This is a genomic window from Streptomyces ziwulingensis (assembly GCF_039542605.1).
GTDB classification, from domain to species: domain Bacteria; phylum Actinomycetota; class Actinomycetes; order Streptomycetales; family Streptomycetaceae; genus Streptomyces; species Streptomyces ziwulingensis.
The window spans coordinates 74,037-91,242 of record NZ_BAABIG010000001.1; the positions used below are offsets into that span (position 1 = coordinate 74,037).

The window sequence follows — 17,206 nt, forward strand, 5'->3', positions numbered from 1 at the left end:
ACCACCCCCGATACGGAGAACCCCCTCTTGTCCGCTCGCCCCGTCGTGCTTGTCGTCGCTCCCGGAGATGAGAACTACCGCGGCTACTGCCTCGAGCAGGTCGCCGACGCCTACGACGTCGTGCTGCTCACCGGTACTGAACCGTCGTGGGAGAAGCCGCACATCACCGATCATGCCGTCGTGGATCTCAGCGATCCCGCCGCGCTGCTGGCAGGGGGCCAGGCCCTGGCCGGACGCCACGACATCGCCGGTGTCATGACCTGGGACGAGTGGAGCCTCGTCCCGACCGCTCGCCTCGCCCGCCTGCTCGGCCTCTCCACTAACGCACCCGAAGTGATGCAGGCATGCAGGGACAAAGCCCTCGCCCGTTCGCTGTTCGCCCGTCACGGCGTGCCCTCGGCCGCTTCGGTGAGCGTGCGTACCCGGCAGGAGGCCGAGGCTGCCGCCGAACGGATCGGATACCCGGTGGTGCTGAAGCCCGCCTCCCACGCGGGTGCCATCGGTGTGCTCCGCGTGGACGACCGCGACCAGCTCACGGCCGCCTACCAGGCAGCCGAACAGACCGCCGGGCAGGGCACGGAGAGCACCAGCGTCCTCGTCGAGGAGTTCCTCGACGGGCCGGAGATCTCCGTGGAGTGCGTGACCTACCGCGGCACCACCACGGTGGTCGCGGTCAACCGCAAGACCATCAGTCCGCCGCCGCACTTCGAGCAGCTCGCGCACCGTATCGACGCCGCCGATCCACTCCTCGGCCTGGTCGCGCCCGCCGCCCGTGCCGCCGTCGAGGCGCTGGGGATCACCACCGGCGTCAGCCACATCGAGATGCGCCTCGTCCACGGCCGGCCGCGCCTTATCGAGGTCAACGGCCGCCTCGCCGGCGACATGATCGGCCACCTCGTCCGCCTCGCCACCGGCGTCGACCTGCCGCGCGCCGCCGCCGACCTGGCCTGCGGCCGGGACCCGGACCTGACCCCCACTCGCTCCCGCGCCGCCGCCATCGGCCTGATCTACCCCCGTGCCTCCGGAACGCTCAGCCACCTCAGTCACGCGGGGCCTCGCCCGCCGTGGCTGGACCGGCTGCACTTCCAGCGCCGCCCCGGAGACCGGGTCGTCCTTCCACAGGACGGCGGCACCCTGTTCACCGCCCGAGCCGGCTTCCACATCGTCACCGGCCGCAACACCGCCGAGGTCACCGAGCGCCTCGACACCATCGCCGAGGAGATCACCGTCACCACGCAGGTCGACCGATGAGCCGCGAGCCCGATCCGGGCCACAACATCGAGGGCGACGTCTACGTCTCCCCGCGCTACCTCGCCGGCCGCGGCGACAACATCGACTCCAGCTTCCAGCCAGTCGCCGCCTGGCCGCACCACCGCATGGACGGGGAGTGCCAGCTTCTGATCACTTCACCGGACCACCGCATCAAGATTGGCTGGTTCGGGGATCACTTCGACGTATGGAAGATCAGCGCAGCCGAGGACGCTGTCTCAGCGCACCGTTGGACGGCGGCCATCAGCGACAAGATGCCACTTGAGATCGTTCGCGACTTCATCCACGCCCTGGCAAGTGAGTGGGACGAGGACAGCGAGAGCTTCCTGACGGACTCCTCGTACAGGTGGGGCGAGGCGGTCCAGCCTCTGCTCGATGCAGGCTGGGAGCGGAGGCCGGTCACCCGTGGTGTGATCGAGATCGTCTCCCCGGACCAGCTCGCCGGCGCCAGCATCGACATCGTCAGTAGCGGCCCCGACGCCGAAGTGGTGACGTTGTGGGCCGGGCGAGGCAGGCACCCGCTTCGCGCCGAGGCAAATTTCACCGCCCGTACCCCGAATCGGCTCATTGCCGCCATGGCCGCCTCCTTTGTCGCACCGGCTCCCATCGTTCGCTACCAGGCTGATCTGAGCCCCGAACTCACGCAGCTCGCTCAGCTCATTCCCATCGAGCCCTCAAAGCCACCCGCACCCACCCCGCTCGACGTCCAGCGGACCGCTGCCGCGCGACGATCACCCGCCCTCGGTACGCGCAGCGTGCCCCGCCAGAGCACCACCACGCTCCCCGCGACCAGTGTCCCGCGCTGGAGCACCACCAGCCGGCCAGCCCTCCCCGGACCGCGCCGATAGGACCAGCCCGGCTCCCACGGGAGACCCCTCTCTTGCCCTTGCAAGCCACCGAGTTCTTCGCCGAGCTGTGCCTCCCCTTCCACGACCACACCGTCGTCGGCAATACCTACTTCGCCGCTCCCAGCCCCAACGCGCCGCTTAAGCTACGGATCGACTTCACCCGCACCATCCACGCGAACACCTACGGCGGGCTGCGCGTTGCGGTCGTCCACCCGGACCGCGGCGAGATCGACGCGGTGGCACTCAGCTTCCTGGACCACGGCACCTTCCACCGCCGCGACGAAGCCCGAAACGCCCTCCGGGACAGCTCCCAGTACGGCACATTCGACGAGTACCACCGGCCCGGCCGCCCGCCGTGGGACGGCGCCGTCACCACTGGGCTGCGCGACGCCATCGAGCAGTACACCGCCGTCTGGTTCCCCGGCGCCTGGACCGCAGCCCCACGCGACCGGACATCCGGTCACACTCCCCACCAGCTTCCGACCCCACCGGCCTCCCCCACCGCCGGCCGAAGCCGCTGATCACCCGTTCCCCGACCACGGAAGAAACCTGATGCCCGACCCGTTCGACAGCCTGGAACCCGACCAAGAAGTAAAGATCCTGCCACGCCACCTGGCAGGCCCCGGCCTCGCAGATCCCCGCACTGTCTGGCCCTTTCCCTTCGATGACGGATGGTCCCTGCACCAGAGCGACGAGGAAGCACTGGTCATCGCCACCAGCCCCTGCCTGCGCCTGCGTACCGGCTACCGGCAAGACCCCGGCAGACCTGACCAGAAACAATGGATCACCGCCGGATACCGGGACCCGTTCAGCTCGAACGCCACCTGGCAGATCACCTTCGACGCCACCACCCCGGCCGAGCTGCTGCGCGACGTCCACACCGAAATGCGCGACGTCTACCTCGAAGACCTCCACAACGAGGCGGACACTCTGTTCCAGGACAAGGCCACGGCACAGGAGGCGTACCTGCCGCTGCTTACCCACGGCTGGAGCCACACCGTGAGCACCAAAGGCACCCAGAGCTTCCTCGCCCCGGACGGCCATGCCAGGGTGCAGCACCACTACGCCTGGCGGGCACACCTGGCCTGGAGCGCCCATGGCGGAATGGGAGAACAACGCTGGCAGGCCAAGTTTTCCGGCAGCACACCCACCACACTCGTCGCGGCCTTCACCACCTCCCTGATCTCCACCGAGGCCCTCCGCCGCCAGGTACGAGACGTCCCGTTCTCCAGCCGCCATCTCCTCCACGTCGCCTCAGCGACCCCGGAGCCGAAGAAGGCGACGACACCGGCCGGTGTCGCGACGCCTCCGCCAGGCCCAACCCCGGGCCTAACCCGCTGATCCCTGCACCACACCCGACAGGGAGTCCTCCTTCGTGCACCCCCGTATCCTCTCCCGCGTCGTCCGGACCACCGCCGTCGCCGCTGCGGTGACCAGCCCGTCCGCCTGTGCGCCAGCCGCAACTGCCAAGGCGACCGAGCCGGTCCTCGCCTCCACGGCGACGCGAGTCCCGGCGCCGACACGGGCGAGGTCCCCTCACCGAGCAAGAGGTCGACGGCGAGGCCCTGCAGGAGCGGCGTTCCTTCTCGATGCCGCCGGCCGGAAGCTGGACGAGGGCGGGCGGAGTGACGCCTCGGGAAGGCTGACCTCCAGGAATCTTGCCCCTGGCGTCTACTGACCGATCCCCGCCTCTGCGCGGCCATCGTTGACCGCCTCACCTTCAACGGCACCATCATCGAGGCCGGCACAGACTCCTACCGCCTCGCCAGCACCCGCGCACGAGCCGAGGAACCCGCCAAAGCCGGCTGAGTTCGGTGGTTGCGATCTTGACGTGCCTGACGAGCGTGAAGTCAGATGCGGTGTCGAGTTCGTAATCAGAAGCAGTACCGCTGCATAGGGGTTTTGGTGTGTTCATAGCGAAAGAGGACGCTTTCGATCCTGAGGAGATGCTCAGCCTCTACGACTCGGTCGGCTGGGAGGGCTACAGGAGCGACGTCGACAAGCTCTGCCGCGGCCTGCTGAACTCGCACCTCGTCATCACGGCACGAGACGGTTCAGGAACGCTCCTCGGGCTGGCCCGGACCATCTCTGACGACGAGCACATCTGTTACGTCCAGGACGTCGTGGTCAACCCTGCGTATCACCGGCAAGGCATCGGCCGGGCCTTGATCGAGGACCTCATGCCGCGCTACTCACACTGCCGCTTCTTCCTCCTGTCCACGGACCACGAGTCGTCACCGGAGGGCAAGCGCAACCACGCGTTTTACCGGAGTCTGGGCTTCCTGTCCTACGAGGAAAAAGAGATGGCTGGCTTCGGATTGCCCAGAAACCGCCTAGATCTGCGTGACATGGCGCCATAAACGGGATTCTTACGTGGCCTGAACCGCCCCCGGGTCTCCCTTCCGGTCAGCCTCTGTCACTACTCCCACCCTCGACGGCCAGCCGCCCTGACGGGCGGCTGGCCGTCCCGCGTTCCCAGACACGACAGTGCCGTCATTTGTCATCGACATCCGCGAGCTGGGTGATCACCAACCGCCTCCGGAACCGGTCGACAAACGCTGTCCTAGAGATCAACGAAGCCACACAGTGGCTGATCGGCGGAGCGGCCGTGCTGATCGCGGGAGGCGGAGTCGCCCTCGCCATGGCACGCCGCAATCGCACCGACAGCCCTGCTGACGACTCCGCCGAGAGCTGACCCGCACTCCATTCCTCTATACGACCCGGAGCCCCCGGATTCCACAGACTGGAATCCGGGGGCTCCGTCGTCCGCGAACGCGCGGACGCCTCGTTACGCTGCGGCCGTGATCGAGCCCTCCCCACTGCCAGGCGACCCCTCCGAGCTACACCTGCGCATCTCCTACGACGACGGACTCTGGGACACCCCACAGGCTGACACGCTCGAATGCTGGAACGTGGCCATCCTGCACCGCCGACGCACCCACGGTGGACACCACGAGCCGACCAGCTCCAGCGGGTGCGCGGCTGCTGACTGCCCCTCGTGCACGGTCGAGGACGTAGCCGTCGGGTCCATGACGTTCTACCGGGTGCACCTCGACCGAAGCCGCAACGCCTACTGGGCCATCGAGGAGGAGTCGGAGGAGCTGTACGAGATCGCGCAGGTCCTCCTTGATCCCGAGACGGGTTCCTTCACCTGCGAAGTCAGCGAACGACTGGAGTACGTCGGCTCAGCGCTGCTGGTCATGGATCGCGTGACACTGGATCCGCCATGGCGCGGGCACGGCCTGGCGGCCCTGCTCGCCTGCGAGGTGATCACCCGGCTCATGGCCGGCTGCCGGGCCGTCGCTTGTTCGCCCGGCATCACCGATCTCAGCAGCCGTCATCTGACGGACAGAGCCGAGTGGGACCGCGTGAACGCCAGGATCGCCCAGGGGTGGGAGAGCCTGGGCTTCCGTCCATACCGAGACAACGTCTATCTTCTGTCTCCCGCCTCGCAGGATCTTGAGGAGCAGCGTGGCGCACTGCGCGGGCATCTTGCCGAACTCGGTGGTTCCTGGCGGGCTGGCGCTTCATGATCAGCCTCGCCAGCGCCACAACGGGCATCCGCCCAGTGCGCAAGCGGATGCTCGCAGCCCGCAGAATTACTCGTCTGCTGGAACCCAGGCCATGTTATCCACCTGCCAGCATCGGGCCGCATCGCGCTGATGATGCCAGAAGACCGTCGCCGCCCAGTGGCTTTGCTGCCGACGGACAGCAGTTCGCCGGGGGCAGACAGGAAAGATCCCGGAACGACTGGCCAACGCCCGCGAGAGCATGTCAACGTGGACGACCTGGAAAGAAACCCCAGGTCAGAGAGGTGATCGCCTGTGACCGTAGCCCTTGCGGGCCCCGGTTTCTCCACCACCGTCGAAGCCCTGCGACTGCGCGAGTGGCAGCTCGGCCCCGGCCAGCCCACGCTGGTCTTGGACCAGTTCTCCTCGGAGGACTTTCACTTGATCGTCGATGATCGCGCGGATGGCACGTCAGCTCGAAGGATGGCCGGTTCTACCTCGGCTGGTTCCCGCTCGGACGCCCCGGTACCGACGGCGAGGGATGGAAGATCGCCGTCACCGGCACCGCCAAAGTCTGTGGCTACCATCTGTCGTTCGACACCGAGACGCCGGCCGACATCGTCGCCGCCGCCGTAGCGCGGGTGCTGGAGACATCGCGCCGCCGTTGACCCACGGACACCGACAGGAAGTGTCCGCCCTCTCACCGGGCGGTTACCGACCACCGAGCCATCGCACCGCTCCCTTTTCCTTGCACCCCTGGAGGCTGCTCGTGACGTCCTCGGAGATGACCGTCGGCGATCTCATTGATCTGCTGTCCGGCTGCGACCGGAGTGCTCCGGTCCGGCAGGCCATGAATCCGTTCTTCCCGATGGTGCACCGCTTGGCGCAGGTCGTGCAGTCGGTGGATGAAACGGGAAGGACCGTTGTCTACCTCGCCGAGGGACCGGACGAGGACGCACAGCTTGGCCATCTGCCGCCAGAGGTCGCCATCGCCCTGACGTGGCGAGGCTCCGTTCAGGCGCCCCCGCGCCGCCCTCGCCGCCGTGCCGGCGGCAACTAACCCACCGAGCCCTTGGAGGCGCCCCTGTACCCCGACCTTCCGCCCGACCCGTCCGCCTCGCGCGGCGGCCAACCCGCGTTCTGGGTCGGCCCCCGGTACTTGGCCGGTGACGATGGACGCCTCTACGACGTCGTCGCCGAGGCGCTCGCCGGCCTGCGCTGGACGAGCCTGACGATTGTCCGGGGACGGCACGAGCTGGACGAAGCACCGGAGGACCGCCAGGTCCTGCGCAGTACCGTCCTGCACATCAGCCCCGACGCCTTGCGTTGGGCCCAGTGGGGCCTGGCGGACGAGCCGTTCCACCTGGGCGGGCTGCCGATCGCCTGGCAGATCTCCGCCCGAGCCGAGGCGAGCAGCCCGCTCGCCCAGTGGTCGGCCTACTTCACCCGTGACGTCCCTGGCGAGGCGGTGGTCGACTTCCTCGTCGCGCTCGACGCGAGCACCCAGCCTGCCGTGCCGTTCGCCGGATCCGAGCTGGTTCTCGACGCTGTCGCCGCCCACGGATGGTTCCGCGACATCGACCAAGCCCAGGCGGCGGCGACGGACCCGACGTTCACCTCGCACATCAGCCTCGGCGAGGTCCCGCCCCTCATCCAGGACGCCGACCCGCGGGTCCTGTCCGCCGAGGACGACGAGACGGGACCGGCCGGATGGCAGGCGTGGGCCGAGCCCGCGCTCGGCGCACCGTGTCTGTGGGCGGCATCGTTCGCCGCCAGCGTCCCACACGACCTCGTCGCCGCCTTCGCCGCCTCCCTCAGCTCCACCGCACCAGTCCTGCGGCGGGTGCTGCCCGAGGCCACCCAGGAGCGTCTCCTGCGCGCGCCGGCCATCTAACTCCCGCGTACAACTCTCGACGATCGCAGTCCGGCACCCTCCCAGTTGGGGGTGCCGGACTTTCTTGCATCTCGGGTGAAGTGGCCGGTCCGTCTTCGACGCTCATCCTGAAAAGCACTGCTGCCCCCGACCTTCGGTGGTCGGAGGCAGCATCGTGACGTGCGCGCAGGTCAGCTCGTTGCCGTGGCCTTGGCGAGGGCCTTAGCGAGGTGGCGGTCGACCAGGGCGGGGGAGCCGGAGACGACCAGCAGCAGGTTGCCGTCGCGGATCGCGGTCTGCTTGACCACGGTGCTCCGTCCCCCGGTGACGAACGTCAGGAGCAGGCTCCAGCGCTCGTCACCGCCGGCGTGGGGTGCGGGCAGCTTCTGCGAGGTCACGTCGACCGGGGTGTCGCCCGCGACGACCTGATACGTCGGGCAGCCGGCCATGGCGTCGAAGATCCGATCGATGCCGTCGGAGAGCTTCTTCGCGTTGTCGCTGTACAGCTCCTCGGCGATCTCCACGGAACTGCCGCCGTAGGTGAAGTCCGCCTTCGCCTTGTGCGGGAAGGCGAGCGTGCCGCCAGTCGCTGCGGCGCCGCCCAGTTCGCTCAGGGCCGGGCAGCCGATGACGGTGACGTCGTCGTGCTGGGCCGGACGCTCCGGCGTGGGAAGGTAGCCGCTGCCGAGGTCCTTCGGGTCGAGCAGGCGGGACTCGAGCGCGGCCGAGGAGAGCGCGGACGGCTCCTGGACGGCCTCAGCCGGCTTTCCCGCACGGAAGGAGGGGGTCTGGTGCTTGGACCCGGTGGTGTCGGTGGAGCAGGCGGGCACGGCGAGGAGGACGGTGGTGATGCCGAGTGCGGTGGTGGCGATGCGAACGCGCATGACGGAACTGACCCCTTGGTGCTAGGCGATGGGTGGTCAGTGCGGGCCCGAGGGCCCGGTGGGGTCGTAGGAGTGGTGGTCAGTGCCCGAGGTGGCGCAGGCAGTCCTCGAACGTCGCGTGCGTCGAGTCGGCCGGCCCGGAGTGCCGGTTGAACCAGACGGTGTCGATGCGGGCCTCCTGCTGCTGGTGTCCGGCCCGGCAGCGCAGCCAGATATCACCACGAGTGGAGAGGATGAGCCAGTCCCGGTACGCCCCGCACTCGGTGCAGGCGGCCATCTCACCGTCGAGAACCAGGGGCTGCTTCCACGGCATCATCGTGCCCTCGACCTGGTCGTGGCTCGGCACCCGCAGTTCCGGCGGGAGGAAGTCATCCACGACGACAGCCGGCTCGACGGACTCCGGCTCAGGCGCCGGCACTCCGAAGCCTGGCGGGACCTGGCCCTGCAGCCGCGCGTGCGCCTCGGCCAACTGTCTCTGAGCTTCGCTCGGCCCCTTGGCCCTGCGACGTATCCGGTGAAACACCCTGGCGTCCTCCTCCACCTCGACACCTCGTACTACGCGCTTAATGATCGTGCTCCACGCCCCCCGTGGTTTCAATTCACAAAGTCCACAGTCCCTCCGGCTCCTCAAAGGCCCCGACGACGAGTGGGCCATGTGCGTGTCTCAGTACGGCACGGCGGCGTCGCCACGGCTGTGATGTGGTGAGACTGCGTGCCGGCATCCGGTGGGCTTACCGGGCCTGACGTGAGGTCTCCTCTCCGCTGCGCTGCCCGCCGGACGCGGAGGGCTTGGTGGCCGGCCTGCGCGACGCGGACGGGTTCCCGGCCGTGCTGGTCTCGGGAAGGTTGGAGGCATCGGCGGGCAGGTCGGCGGTCCGCCGCATCCGCCACACGAGTACGTCGCTGACGGAGTCCGCAGTGCCCAGCTCGCGCCGTGCGGAAACGTCGGACAGGAGGGCGGCCGGGTCATGGCCGGCGGCCTCGGCTTCCGCGATGGTTGCAGCCAGGGCGTACCAGCCAGGTTCGGCGAGGATCTGCTCGGCCAGTTCCGGCAGCGCCTCGCGAAGCAGCGCGGTCTGCCGCTGGAGCATCGGTCGGCTCAGGCGTCGGCCGCGCTGGCAGAGCACGCCTAGGGGCTGGGCGGCGGCGGCCTGGTAGGCGGTGCGCAGGTGCGCGGCGGCTCGGGTGGCGGCCTCGGCCTGCTGGGCGTGTCCCTTCCTGGCGTGCCAGTGCGCGGCGGCGGTGATGAGGAAGAACAGCATGTCGATGGCCATGGCCGTGGTGGCTCCGTCCTCGCCGCGGCCGAGGGCCGGGCCGCCTTGGACGAGGTCGCGGGCGGCCTGCCGCAGGGCTCGATCGTGCCCGCGGACGGCGCGGACGTGAGAGCGCGAGGCCCGTTCGAAAGCCGTTGCCACGTCGCGCAGTTCGCGGCGAGTGTGGGCGGCGGAGGTCTTCGCGAGGGCATCCAGGACCTCGCCAGCCGCTGCGATGTGGGCGGCGGCGACCGCGTCCTCGCCGTGCTCGACGACGAGCACGGCCTGCCACACGGCCGAGGCTGTCCCGCGGCGTGCGGCGGCCGGACTGCCCGGCCCCGTACGGATCGCGCCCTCCCGCCGGGCAGCCGGAACGTCCTGCGCGTCACCGGCCCAGCGCTCGCGGATGCGGGGCAGCGACAGGTCGGGGGCCAGGCGCGCGCCGGGGTAGAACACCGGCTCGCCGTCCTTGTTCAGGTCATCGGGCAGGGCGACCTTGTACCCGAGCAGGTCGCCAGAGGGAGCGGCGCGCTTGCGGATCAGGAGGCCGGCGGCGGCGAGCCGGTCGAAGAACTCCTCATCGCTCCGCGCCCCGCTCACTGCCCGTCGTACGGCTTCGCGCAGTTCCTCGCGGGCGGTGCGCTCGCGGCCCTGCCGCTCGGCTTTGTGGCGTTCGGCGCTGGTGGGTCGCTTCGCCGCGGTGCCGTCGCCGGGAGCGACCTGGTGGAGGCCGAGTTCCTTCTCGATGAGGCGGGCTTCGGCCTGAGCGCGGGCGCCGGAGCGGAAGTCGTCGGGGCGGTGGCCGTCCTCGGTGACGAGGGTGGCGACGATGTGGATGTGGTCGTCGGCGTGGCGCACGGCAACCCAGCGGCAGCCGGGCTGTCCCTCGCCGGGGTCGATGCCGGTGGCGGCGACGATGCGGCGGGCGATGCCGGCCCACTCCTCGTCGGTCAGGATCCGGTCGCCCGGGTCTGCGCGCACGGAGGTGTGCCAGACGTGCTTGGCCGGGCGGGCGTGCTTGGCGAGGGCCATCATCGGTTGGTCCAGGAGCCGCTGAAGGTCGGTGAGCGTGGCGTTCGGGTCGCGGCCCGGGTCGGGGGACATGCCGTCGAAGGAGGCGACGAGGTGGGGGTCGGTGTGGTCCTCGTGCTTGCCGGTGTCGTAGAGGTAGTAGAGGAGACCTCGGGTGTCCGCTCCCGACGGGTTGATGCTGGGGATCATGAGCCGTAGTGCTCGATCAGCCGCGTGGCGGCCTGGTGGGCGGTGTCGGCGGCCCGCCGTACGGCGGCGATGGCCGCTTCGAGGTGAGGAACGTCCGCGCCGGCGTTGAGCGCCTTGACTGCCTGATTGAGGTTGCTGCCGGCCCAGCCGAGCCGACGCCGACTGTCGAACAGGGCGGTGATCACCTCGCGTTCGTCGGCGATCTCGGCGCTGGTGCGGTCGAGGTCGCGGGCGGCGGCGAGCGCGGAGCGGGCGAGGAACCCGGCGACGGACAGATTGCACTGGGCGGCGGCGGACTTGATCAGGGCATACTCGTCTTCGTTGAATCGTGTGGCGGGCTGGCGCAAGCGCTTCTTTGCGGGCGGCTGGCGCGGGCGCTGACGAGCGCGCTGTCGGCGGGCGGGCGGCTCGGTCAGTTTCTCCTCCTGCCCCGGCTTCGATCCGCCCCCGGTCGAAGCCCGAAGGACCTGCGCCCCCCGGTGCAGGTCCTCTCCCGCTCCCTCGGGGGCGGGTTCGGCGGAAGCTATGCTTCCGCCCCAACTTGCTCGCCCCGAGACCGAGTCGCGGTCGGGATCAGGTTCCGGGGTGGTGCCGTTCTTGGGTGCGTTCGTCATCGGCATTCGGGCCTCGTAGAGCGGGTGCGCTGCTGGATGGTTGCGACCAGCGGGAGGACAGCGGCTGGGCTGGCAAGGACGCGGACCGGTCCGTCGGGGCGGTCCTGGACGAGCCACTGCCGGGTCGGCGTGGGGACGACGGCGTGCAGGAGTTGCAGGCGGACCAGGACGTCCGCCCAGGCACCGGCCTCGGCGGTGGCGGGCTCGGAAGAGCGAAGGGAACGCGGATTCACGGCGTACCTCCCAAGCGGGACGGTGGCCCGGCGTGGAGCCGGGCCACCTTTACGAGTACGGGCTTTGAGCTGGGGCTTTGCCGGTTCAGCCGCACTCGGGGCAGCGCCCGACGTGGCTGTTGAGCGCGCGGGCCATCCGCTGTCTCGCCGAGGCAGCTTGCTTCGCGCTGGACTTCGCCGCCGGCCTGCCCGCGTGCCGCTCGGAGTGAGCGAGCATGAATTCGATCTCTCGCTCGTACTCCGCGCGCACGGTTTTGAACCGGTGGCAGGTCTTCATCGGGCGCTGCTCCTCGTCGTCATGATGCCCTCGTTCCGCAGCTCCTGGAGGACGACGCCGAGTCGGTCGTTCCCGACACCCGTCAGGCCCTGGCGGCGGATAATTTCGCGCAACTGCACCCGGGTGATCGCGCCGTTGCCATCCCGTTCGAGCAGGGGGGGGAACATGGGGGCGCACCTCGTGGACAAGCCGGCGCTCGGACTCGCCCAGCTCGCGTGCCTGGCGCTCCGTCTGCGGAGAGCGGGACCGGGCACGCTTGCCCCTGTTCTTCGTCCGGGACGTCCTGGTCGGCTTCCGGCGGAGTGGGACTTTATGTCCTCGGTCCTGGGTGGTCTCGGTCCCGGGCTCGGGGGCGGTCGGTCCTCGGTCCTGGGTGGTCTCGGTCCCGGGCTCGGGGGCGGTCGGTCCTCGGTCCTCGGTGGTCTCGGTCCCGGGCTCGGGGGCGGTCGGTCCTCCGTCCTCGGTGGTCTCGGTCCCCGACTTCACGACGCCTGGTCCCCGATGACAATTTGGGCCCGGAGCTGCTACTTCTCGCGTGTTGTGATCGGTCTTCGTGACCGCTGCGTCCCGCGCTGCGGGTTTTCGGCTGGCGGGTTCGGTCCCCGGGACCGCGCCGTTGTCAGAGCGCTGGGTTGCTGCGGTCGCGCCTGCTTCGTCGCCCTCGGTCCCCGCGCGGACCTCACCTTTCGGGTTCGCCTTCTTGGGAACCGGGACCGGTCCCCGAGAAGACCTCGGTCCGCGGTCCCGGACCGGCTCGTCGGAGCCGTTGGGACCGGGGACGGGGACCGGCACATTCGATGTCGGCTGTGCGGGGACCGTGGCCGCTGATGCGCTGCTGTGCGCCGGGGACCAGGGCGAAGGGAGCGGGACCGTTGCGAGCGCGAGAGCGTGTCGCCGGGCGGCGAGCTGGTCGAGCAGATGTGCCCGCTGGAGGGGATCGGCTCCGACCGAGGCCCTGCCGACCGCCTTCGACAGGCGTCGCGTCAGCCGCCGACCGCGGCGGTTGCGCTGCTGCTCGGGTGTGCGCTCGGCGAGGCGAGCGGCGAGGGTCACTGCACGGGCGGTGGCCCGGTCCCGGGTGATCTGTGCGGCGTCGCGGTCTCGCGCCGCGATGCCCAGGCGGGACAGCAGCCGCTCGCGTGCCTCCCGGCCCAGGACGGCGATCAGTCCGTTTGAGGCTGCACCCGGGGTGCGCAGGCGCAGCTCGATGCCCATGGCCAGGTGCCACAGCATCGCCGCCATGACCGGCCCGACGAAGGCACGGACCGTGCCGCCGATGGGGCCGCTCTCGGCGTAGGCGGGGATCACTTGCACCGTGGTGATCACCCAGACCAGCGTGCCCGGCAGTCCGGGGGCGCCCTGGACGGCGAGGTTCTGCCGTGCCATCAGCGCGGTAGCGAAAAGGGCGAGTTCGGCGGCGGCGAACATCCCGGCTCGCTCAGCGGTGCCGGTCATGTCGAGGTAGTCGGCGGCGAAGCGCCAGCTCGTATCCGCGCTGTAGACGGTGCAGCCCAGGGCAGCGACGGCGGCGACCTTGACCGCGGGGTCGCCGAGACGTTTCTGCGTGCGATTTCCCCGGCGCCGGACAGTCCAGGCGGTCAGCACGAGCGCGAGGGCTGCGGGCACGACGGCGGCGACGAGGAGAGGGATGTCCGAGGTAGCAGCGAAGGCGAGAACGGGTTGGGTCATGCTGCCTTTCCGAGAGAGGCGTGCGCCGGGGCCGACGCTGCTGGGTGGCCTGTCGGCTGCTGAGTACCGGGAACTGCGGGCGCGGGGGTGCCCTTGGCCTTGGGGGTCTTCTTCCGCTTCTTCTTGGAGCGGGGCACGCCGTAATTGCGGTCGCGGTCGAAGACCTTGTTGGCCGCTTGCCGGAGCAGGTCGCGGGCGTGCTTGTGGCTGATCTTCAGGGCGGCGGCAAGCCGGTCGGGCTGCCAGCCCCGGACGTAGGAGTGGTCGATGACCACCTGCCGCTCAACCTCGGTCAGGTGCATGTCGCGTCCCTGGAAGCAGGCGATTACGCGCCGGTAGTCCAGGCGCTGGTGCAGGTTGTCGTGCAGCGGGCGCCGTTCGGCTTCGGTGAGTCCGCCCCAGACGCCCTCCTTGAGAACGTTCTCCAGAGCGAAGTCCAGGCAGTCACGGCGTACGGGGCACCAGCCGCACAGCTCCTTCGCCTCCGCGATCTCCTCGTGATCCCGTGGGCCGGGGAAGAAGACGGCGTCGGCGTCTTCGATGTCCATGCCGTGGCACGCTCCGCGGACGTGCCAACTGGTGTCTCCGATGCTGCGCAGGCCGGTGGCTGGCGCGTCGTGGGTGGTGATGTGGCGCAAGGCGAGTCTCCGATGTGCTGCCGCGTCGGCCGACCAGGGTGGTGCTCGGCGGGTGCGGCGTCGGGTGCCGGCTGCGGCGCAGGGCGTGCGCCGCAGCCGGTGCGGGACGGTGCTGTCTGGTGGCGGTGCCCCGGAGGGGATGCACGCGCTGGAGGCGCCGGTCAGGTCAAGGCGGGCTGCTGGGCCTGTTGGGCGGTGGCGAGGTCGAGGCGGCCGGGGTGCGGGGTGGCGCGCGGGGTGACGGCGCGTACCCCGTCGTTGGGGCCGATCCGGCGGCGGCGGCATGGCTCGCCGACGGGCGCCAGGCACCACTCGCATCGCACGCTCAGGGCGTCGGGCAGTCCTTGCGCGACGGCGGCCTCGCGTGCTGCCCGGGCGGGCCGGAACGGGGCGAGGGCGGCTCGGGCGGCGGGCGGTATGCAGGAGCCGATCTGTTTCAGCCGAGTCTGCAGCCGCGGGTCGATCCCGTCCTGGCCGCTTGTGATGGCCCGGGCTTGCGCGGGCTGCGTTATGCCCGTGGCGACGGCGCGGCGGGTGCCGACCAGCTCGGCGGTCCAGGCGGCCTGGTCGTCCGGGTCCGCGGACGGTGTGGGGTCGGAGTGGCGGGCCAGGCGGTCGCGCCGGTAGCTCTCCCAGGGGCGGATCACGTCCGCAGGCAGGATCGCGAATGGTGAGGTGCGGATGTGCTGGCGGGCGGCGAGGCGGGCGTCCCAGCCGTGCGGGGTGGCCATCGGCACGTCGCTGAGCAGCTCGTGCCACTGGGCGAGCTGGTCGCGGGCCTCGCCCTGGTCGGTGCGGATGGTGCGGGGGTCGAGCCGGCCGATGTAGGCCAACAGGGCGGCGATTTCACGGCGGTCCACTGTCAGCCCTCCGATCCGGTCGGCTCGTCGAGGGCGGCGAGAAGGGCTGCGGTGTGGGCCTCCGCCCGAGTCATTCCGCTCGACGAGGCGGTGTTCTTTCCGGGCACGGCGTAGAGGTTCGGGCGGCTGGGGGCGTGCTCCCGGGCGACCCAGGAGCGCCAGTCGGCAGCCCAGGCTTCCGCCGGCCTCGGAGCATGACCCGCCCGGTGGGCACGCCACTTCGCGTCGGCGGCCTGCAAGCCCTGCTCGCCGAGGCGGTCGAGGTGTCCTTGCTGGTGGGCCCAGGTGTGGGTTGCCGGGTCGGCCTGCCACTCGGCAGCCGAGAGGACGGCAGCACCACCACTGCTGTACCTCCGGTTCAAATCAGGTTCACTACGGTTCTGTGTGCCGGTAGCCGGTACATCGCTGTGCCGGTAGCCGGTACGTCGCTGTGCCGGTTTCCGCCTCGACCTGCCGGTTTCCGGTACTGCCGGATTCCGGACCCTCCCGGGGGTTTCCGACACCTCACGCGGGCGTATTCCGTACCGCCGCAGAGCCGAGAGCCGGAGCTTCGCGGGGCCAGCGGGCTCGTCTGGCGCCGCCGTGTCGCTGTCCTCCTGCTCCTCGCGCTGGGCCTGGGTGACCACTTCGGCGGCGAGAGGCAGGCGATACACCGTGCTGCGCTGCGGGCCCACCAGGTCGTCGAGCTGTTCCAGCTCGCCGGCGAGGAGCAGGCGCTCGACGGCTTCACGCACCGTGGAGACCGAGGCCCGCGTGCGCTTGGCCAGGCTGGACAGCGATGCCCAGGAGATGCACTGTTCATCGGCCACTCGGTCTGCGATGGACAGCAGGACCAGGCGCGCGGCCCCTCGGCTGGAGCTGTGCTCCCACACCCACTCGCGTGCATCGACGCTCATCGGCTGCTCCCGACCGTCAGGTGGGAGTGCGCCGGACAGGTCGGGACCCAGTTACACCGGGGCTGGGGGGAGTGGGCGGCTGCCGCGCAGGCTGGGCCGTTGGGCCTTTTGCGCAGGGCAGGGTGCATGCAAGAATCTCCTTTGGAGTCGCCACGTTGAAGCGCCCGGTGGAAGGGATCAGCGTGGTGATGGAGGCGATATCCGCCCTTGCCGGGGCGGGTTCTGCCGTAGAGGCGGTCGGCGTCCGGGAGTTGCACCTCTCGGGCGCCGTCGCTGTGCTTCGGATCTAAGTGGGCGTCTTGCCGCACCTCACTCGTTGAGGCCGGACTGGGCTGCCTGGGGACGACGAACATACGCACGACCTCGCGCCAAGATCCAGACTTGGTTCTTAAACCCTGTAGAAGTCGTGCCGCCGGGCGCGATGCAAGCGGGCCTCAGGGGCTGTCCTCGCTGCTCGCACTGAGGCGAGCACGGCGGGGCAGGTCATGCAGCACCACCACAAGGGCGGCACTCACGCAGTCCCTCGTGAACGTGTGCATACCCTCAATCCTCGCGGCTCCGATATCGGTATTCGTGAGATTTCCGAGCATTGGTGCGAGATGCGGGTTGTGCATTTTATGGGCAGTGCGCAAGGGATTTTCCTGGTGCTGCGGTGCCTCCCCTTCGCCCAACCCTCGAAGACAAGGATCATGGTTCTTGGTCGCCGCGCATGCTTACGAGCATTTTTCATGCCAAGGTTGCGGGACCCTTGTTTACTGCTGGCCGTCGGTGACGGTGACTACCCGCAGAATAAGGCTGTAGCAAGGTTAAGGTGAACCAGGTGCATGGCGAACTCTGCTGCCTATGGGGTCGGATGTCGAGTTTTGGATAATCAGGGGCGGGAAAGCGGCTCCTCCGGTGGTCCCCAAGTGCGTTGCAGAACCCTGCGAGGGCATCACGGTCTTCGATTTGTAGCGCAATGCTGCCGGCTACGATGAAGTATGGTCCCGCGCCCTCGGTGTCAAAGTGGAACAAATCAGTGTTTCGAACGCCTATGCTGTTGCGTACGGCCTGGTGCGACTAAGCGCGAAACTACGCTCCCGCGCGTATGGCACCGGAATTACCGCCTTCTCGCCCCTAAGTACTTGCTGAGCCCCCGAGCC

At 69.6% G+C, this 17,206-nt stretch carries 17 protein-coding genes and 3 pseudogenes; 10 read left to right on the forward strand and 10 right to left on the reverse strand.

Annotated elements, in window-relative coordinates:
• Positions 1 to 27 precede the first annotated feature (27 nt).
• The 10 genes and pseudogenes from ABEB00_RS00390 to ABEB00_RS00435 all read left to right on the forward strand — a co-directional run bounded on the left by ABEB00_RS00390 (position 28) and on the right by ABEB00_RS00435 (position 7,520).
• A complete protein-coding gene (locus ABEB00_RS00390) occupies positions 28 to 1,251 on the forward strand; it encodes an ATP-binding protein (protein ID WP_345616673.1) in 1,224 nt (407 codons plus the stop codon).
• Positions 1,248 to 2,117, forward strand: a complete 870-nt coding sequence (locus ABEB00_RS00395) for an SPDY domain-containing protein (RefSeq protein ID WP_345616674.1) — start codon at positions 1,248 to 1,250, stop codon at positions 2,115 to 2,117. Before ABEB00_RS00390 ends, ABEB00_RS00395 begins: the two co-directional genes overlap by 4 nt.
• Positions 2,118 to 2,149: 32 nt before the next feature.
• A complete protein-coding gene (locus ABEB00_RS00400) occupies positions 2,150 to 2,638 on the forward strand; it encodes a hypothetical protein (protein ID WP_345616675.1) in 489 nt (162 codons plus the stop codon).
• Between the two features lie 31 nt (positions 2,639 to 2,669).
• Complete coding sequence (locus ABEB00_RS00405; protein WP_345616676.1) at positions 2,670 to 3,458, forward strand: SPDY domain-containing protein; 789 nt, start codon at positions 2,670 to 2,672, stop codon at positions 3,456 to 3,458.
• 327 nt (positions 3,459 to 3,785) lie between these two features.
• Positions 3,786 to 3,926, forward strand: a pseudogene (locus ABEB00_RS00410) (IS21-like element helper ATPase IstB); the annotation flags it as partial.
• A 98-nt stretch (positions 3,927 to 4,024) separates the two neighbouring features.
• The gene (locus ABEB00_RS00415) at positions 4,025 to 4,477 is read left to right on the forward strand and encodes a GNAT family N-acetyltransferase (RefSeq protein WP_345616677.1); all 453 of its coding nucleotides are present in this window, start codon (positions 4,025 to 4,027) and stop codon (positions 4,475 to 4,477) included.
• Between the two features lie 441 nt (positions 4,478 to 4,918).
• Positions 4,919 to 5,650, forward strand: coding sequence for a hypothetical protein (locus ABEB00_RS00420; protein ID WP_345616678.1), 732 nt, complete (start codon positions 4,919 to 4,921; stop codon positions 5,648 to 5,650).
• A 291-nt stretch (positions 5,651 to 5,941) separates the two neighbouring features.
• Positions 5,942 to 6,294, forward strand: a pseudogene (locus tag ABEB00_RS00425) (SPDY domain-containing protein).
• A gap of 101 nt (positions 6,295 to 6,395) precedes the next feature.
• The gene (locus tag ABEB00_RS00430; RefSeq protein ID WP_345616679.1) at positions 6,396 to 6,686 is read left to right on the forward strand and encodes a hypothetical protein; all 291 of its coding nucleotides are present in this window, start codon (positions 6,396 to 6,398) and stop codon (positions 6,684 to 6,686) included.
• A gap of 12 nt (positions 6,687 to 6,698) precedes the next feature.
• Complete coding sequence (locus ABEB00_RS00435) at positions 6,699 to 7,520, forward strand: SPDY domain-containing protein (protein WP_345616680.1); 822 nt, start codon at positions 6,699 to 6,701, stop codon at positions 7,518 to 7,520.
• A gap of 170 nt (positions 7,521 to 7,690) precedes the next feature.
• Here ABEB00_RS00435 and ABEB00_RS00440 read toward each other — a convergent pair whose 3' ends face one another.
• The 10 genes and pseudogenes from ABEB00_RS00440 to ABEB00_RS00485 all read right to left on the reverse strand — a co-directional run bounded on the left by ABEB00_RS00440 (position 7,691) and on the right by ABEB00_RS00485 (position 16,064).
• Entirely contained in the window at positions 7,691 to 8,383 is a 693-nt protein-coding gene (locus ABEB00_RS00440; protein WP_345616681.1) for a hypothetical protein, read from the reverse strand.
• A 79-nt stretch (positions 8,384 to 8,462) separates the two neighbouring features.
• Positions 8,463 to 8,906: a hypothetical protein gene (locus tag ABEB00_RS00445; RefSeq protein WP_345616683.1), complete on the reverse strand. Its 444-nt coding sequence runs from the start codon at positions 8,904 to 8,906 to the stop codon at positions 8,463 to 8,465.
• Between the two features lie 208 nt (positions 8,907 to 9,114).
• On the reverse strand, positions 9,115 to 10,857 hold the full coding sequence (locus ABEB00_RS00450; RefSeq protein WP_345616684.1) for a relaxase/mobilization nuclease domain-containing protein: 1,743 nt from the start codon (positions 10,855 to 10,857) through the stop codon (positions 9,115 to 9,117).
• On the reverse strand, positions 10,854 to 11,204 hold the full coding sequence (locus ABEB00_RS00455) for a plasmid mobilization protein (RefSeq protein ID WP_345616685.1): 351 nt from the start codon (positions 11,202 to 11,204) through the stop codon (positions 10,854 to 10,856). Before ABEB00_RS00455 ends, ABEB00_RS00450 begins: the two co-directional genes overlap by 4 nt.
• Positions 11,205 to 11,467: 263 nt before the next feature.
• Positions 11,468 to 11,704, reverse strand: coding sequence for a hypothetical protein (locus ABEB00_RS00460; RefSeq protein WP_345616686.1), 237 nt, complete (start codon positions 11,702 to 11,704; stop codon positions 11,468 to 11,470).
• An 85-nt stretch (positions 11,705 to 11,789) separates the two neighbouring features.
• Positions 11,790 to 11,981 carry a hypothetical protein gene (locus ABEB00_RS00465; RefSeq protein WP_345616687.1) on the reverse strand — a complete coding sequence of 64 codons (192 nt, stop codon included), beginning with the start codon at positions 11,979 to 11,981 and terminating at the stop codon, positions 11,790 to 11,792.
• A pseudogene (locus tag ABEB00_RS00470) lies at positions 11,978 to 13,670 on the reverse strand (hypothetical protein). Before ABEB00_RS00470 ends, ABEB00_RS00465 begins: the two are co-directional and overlap by 4 nt.
• Positions 13,667 to 14,308, reverse strand: coding sequence for a WhiB family transcriptional regulator (locus ABEB00_RS00475; RefSeq protein WP_345616688.1), 642 nt, complete (start codon positions 14,306 to 14,308; stop codon positions 13,667 to 13,669). The pseudogene ABEB00_RS00470 and the gene ABEB00_RS00475 overlap by 4 nt, the downstream one beginning before the upstream one ends.
• A gap of 161 nt (positions 14,309 to 14,469) precedes the next feature.
• Positions 14,470 to 15,168, reverse strand: a complete 699-nt coding sequence (locus tag ABEB00_RS00480) for a zinc finger domain-containing protein (RefSeq protein ID WP_345616689.1) — start codon at positions 15,166 to 15,168, stop codon at positions 14,470 to 14,472.
• A gap of 2 nt (positions 15,169 to 15,170) precedes the next feature.
• Positions 15,171 to 16,064: a helix-turn-helix domain-containing protein gene (locus ABEB00_RS00485; protein WP_345616690.1), complete on the reverse strand. Its 894-nt coding sequence runs from the start codon at positions 16,062 to 16,064 to the stop codon at positions 15,171 to 15,173.
• Between the last annotated feature and the right edge of the window lie 1,142 nt (positions 16,065 to 17,206).

Coding starts and splice junctions, on each gene's coding strand:
- ABEB00_RS00405 (WP_345616676.1), top strand. CDS start 2,670: ATGCCCGACCCGTTCGACAGCCTGGAACCCGACCAAGAAGTAAAGATC.
- ABEB00_RS00465 (WP_345616687.1), bottom strand. CDS start 11,981: ATGAAGACCTGCCACCGGTTCAAAACCGTGCGCGCGGAGTACGAGCGA.
- ABEB00_RS00485 (WP_345616690.1), bottom strand. CDS start 16,064: ATGAGCGTCGATGCACGCGAGTGGGTGTGGGAGCACAGCTCCAGCCGA.
- ABEB00_RS00395 (WP_345616674.1), top strand. CDS start 1,248: ATGAGCCGCGAGCCCGATCCGGGCCACAACATCGAGGGCGACGTCTAC.
- ABEB00_RS00450 (WP_345616684.1), bottom strand. CDS start 10,857: ATGATCCCCAGCATCAACCCGTCGGGAGCGGACACCCGAGGTCTCCTC.
- ABEB00_RS00440 (WP_345616681.1), bottom strand. CDS start 8,383: ATGCGCGTTCGCATCGCCACCACCGCACTCGGCATCACCACCGTCCTC.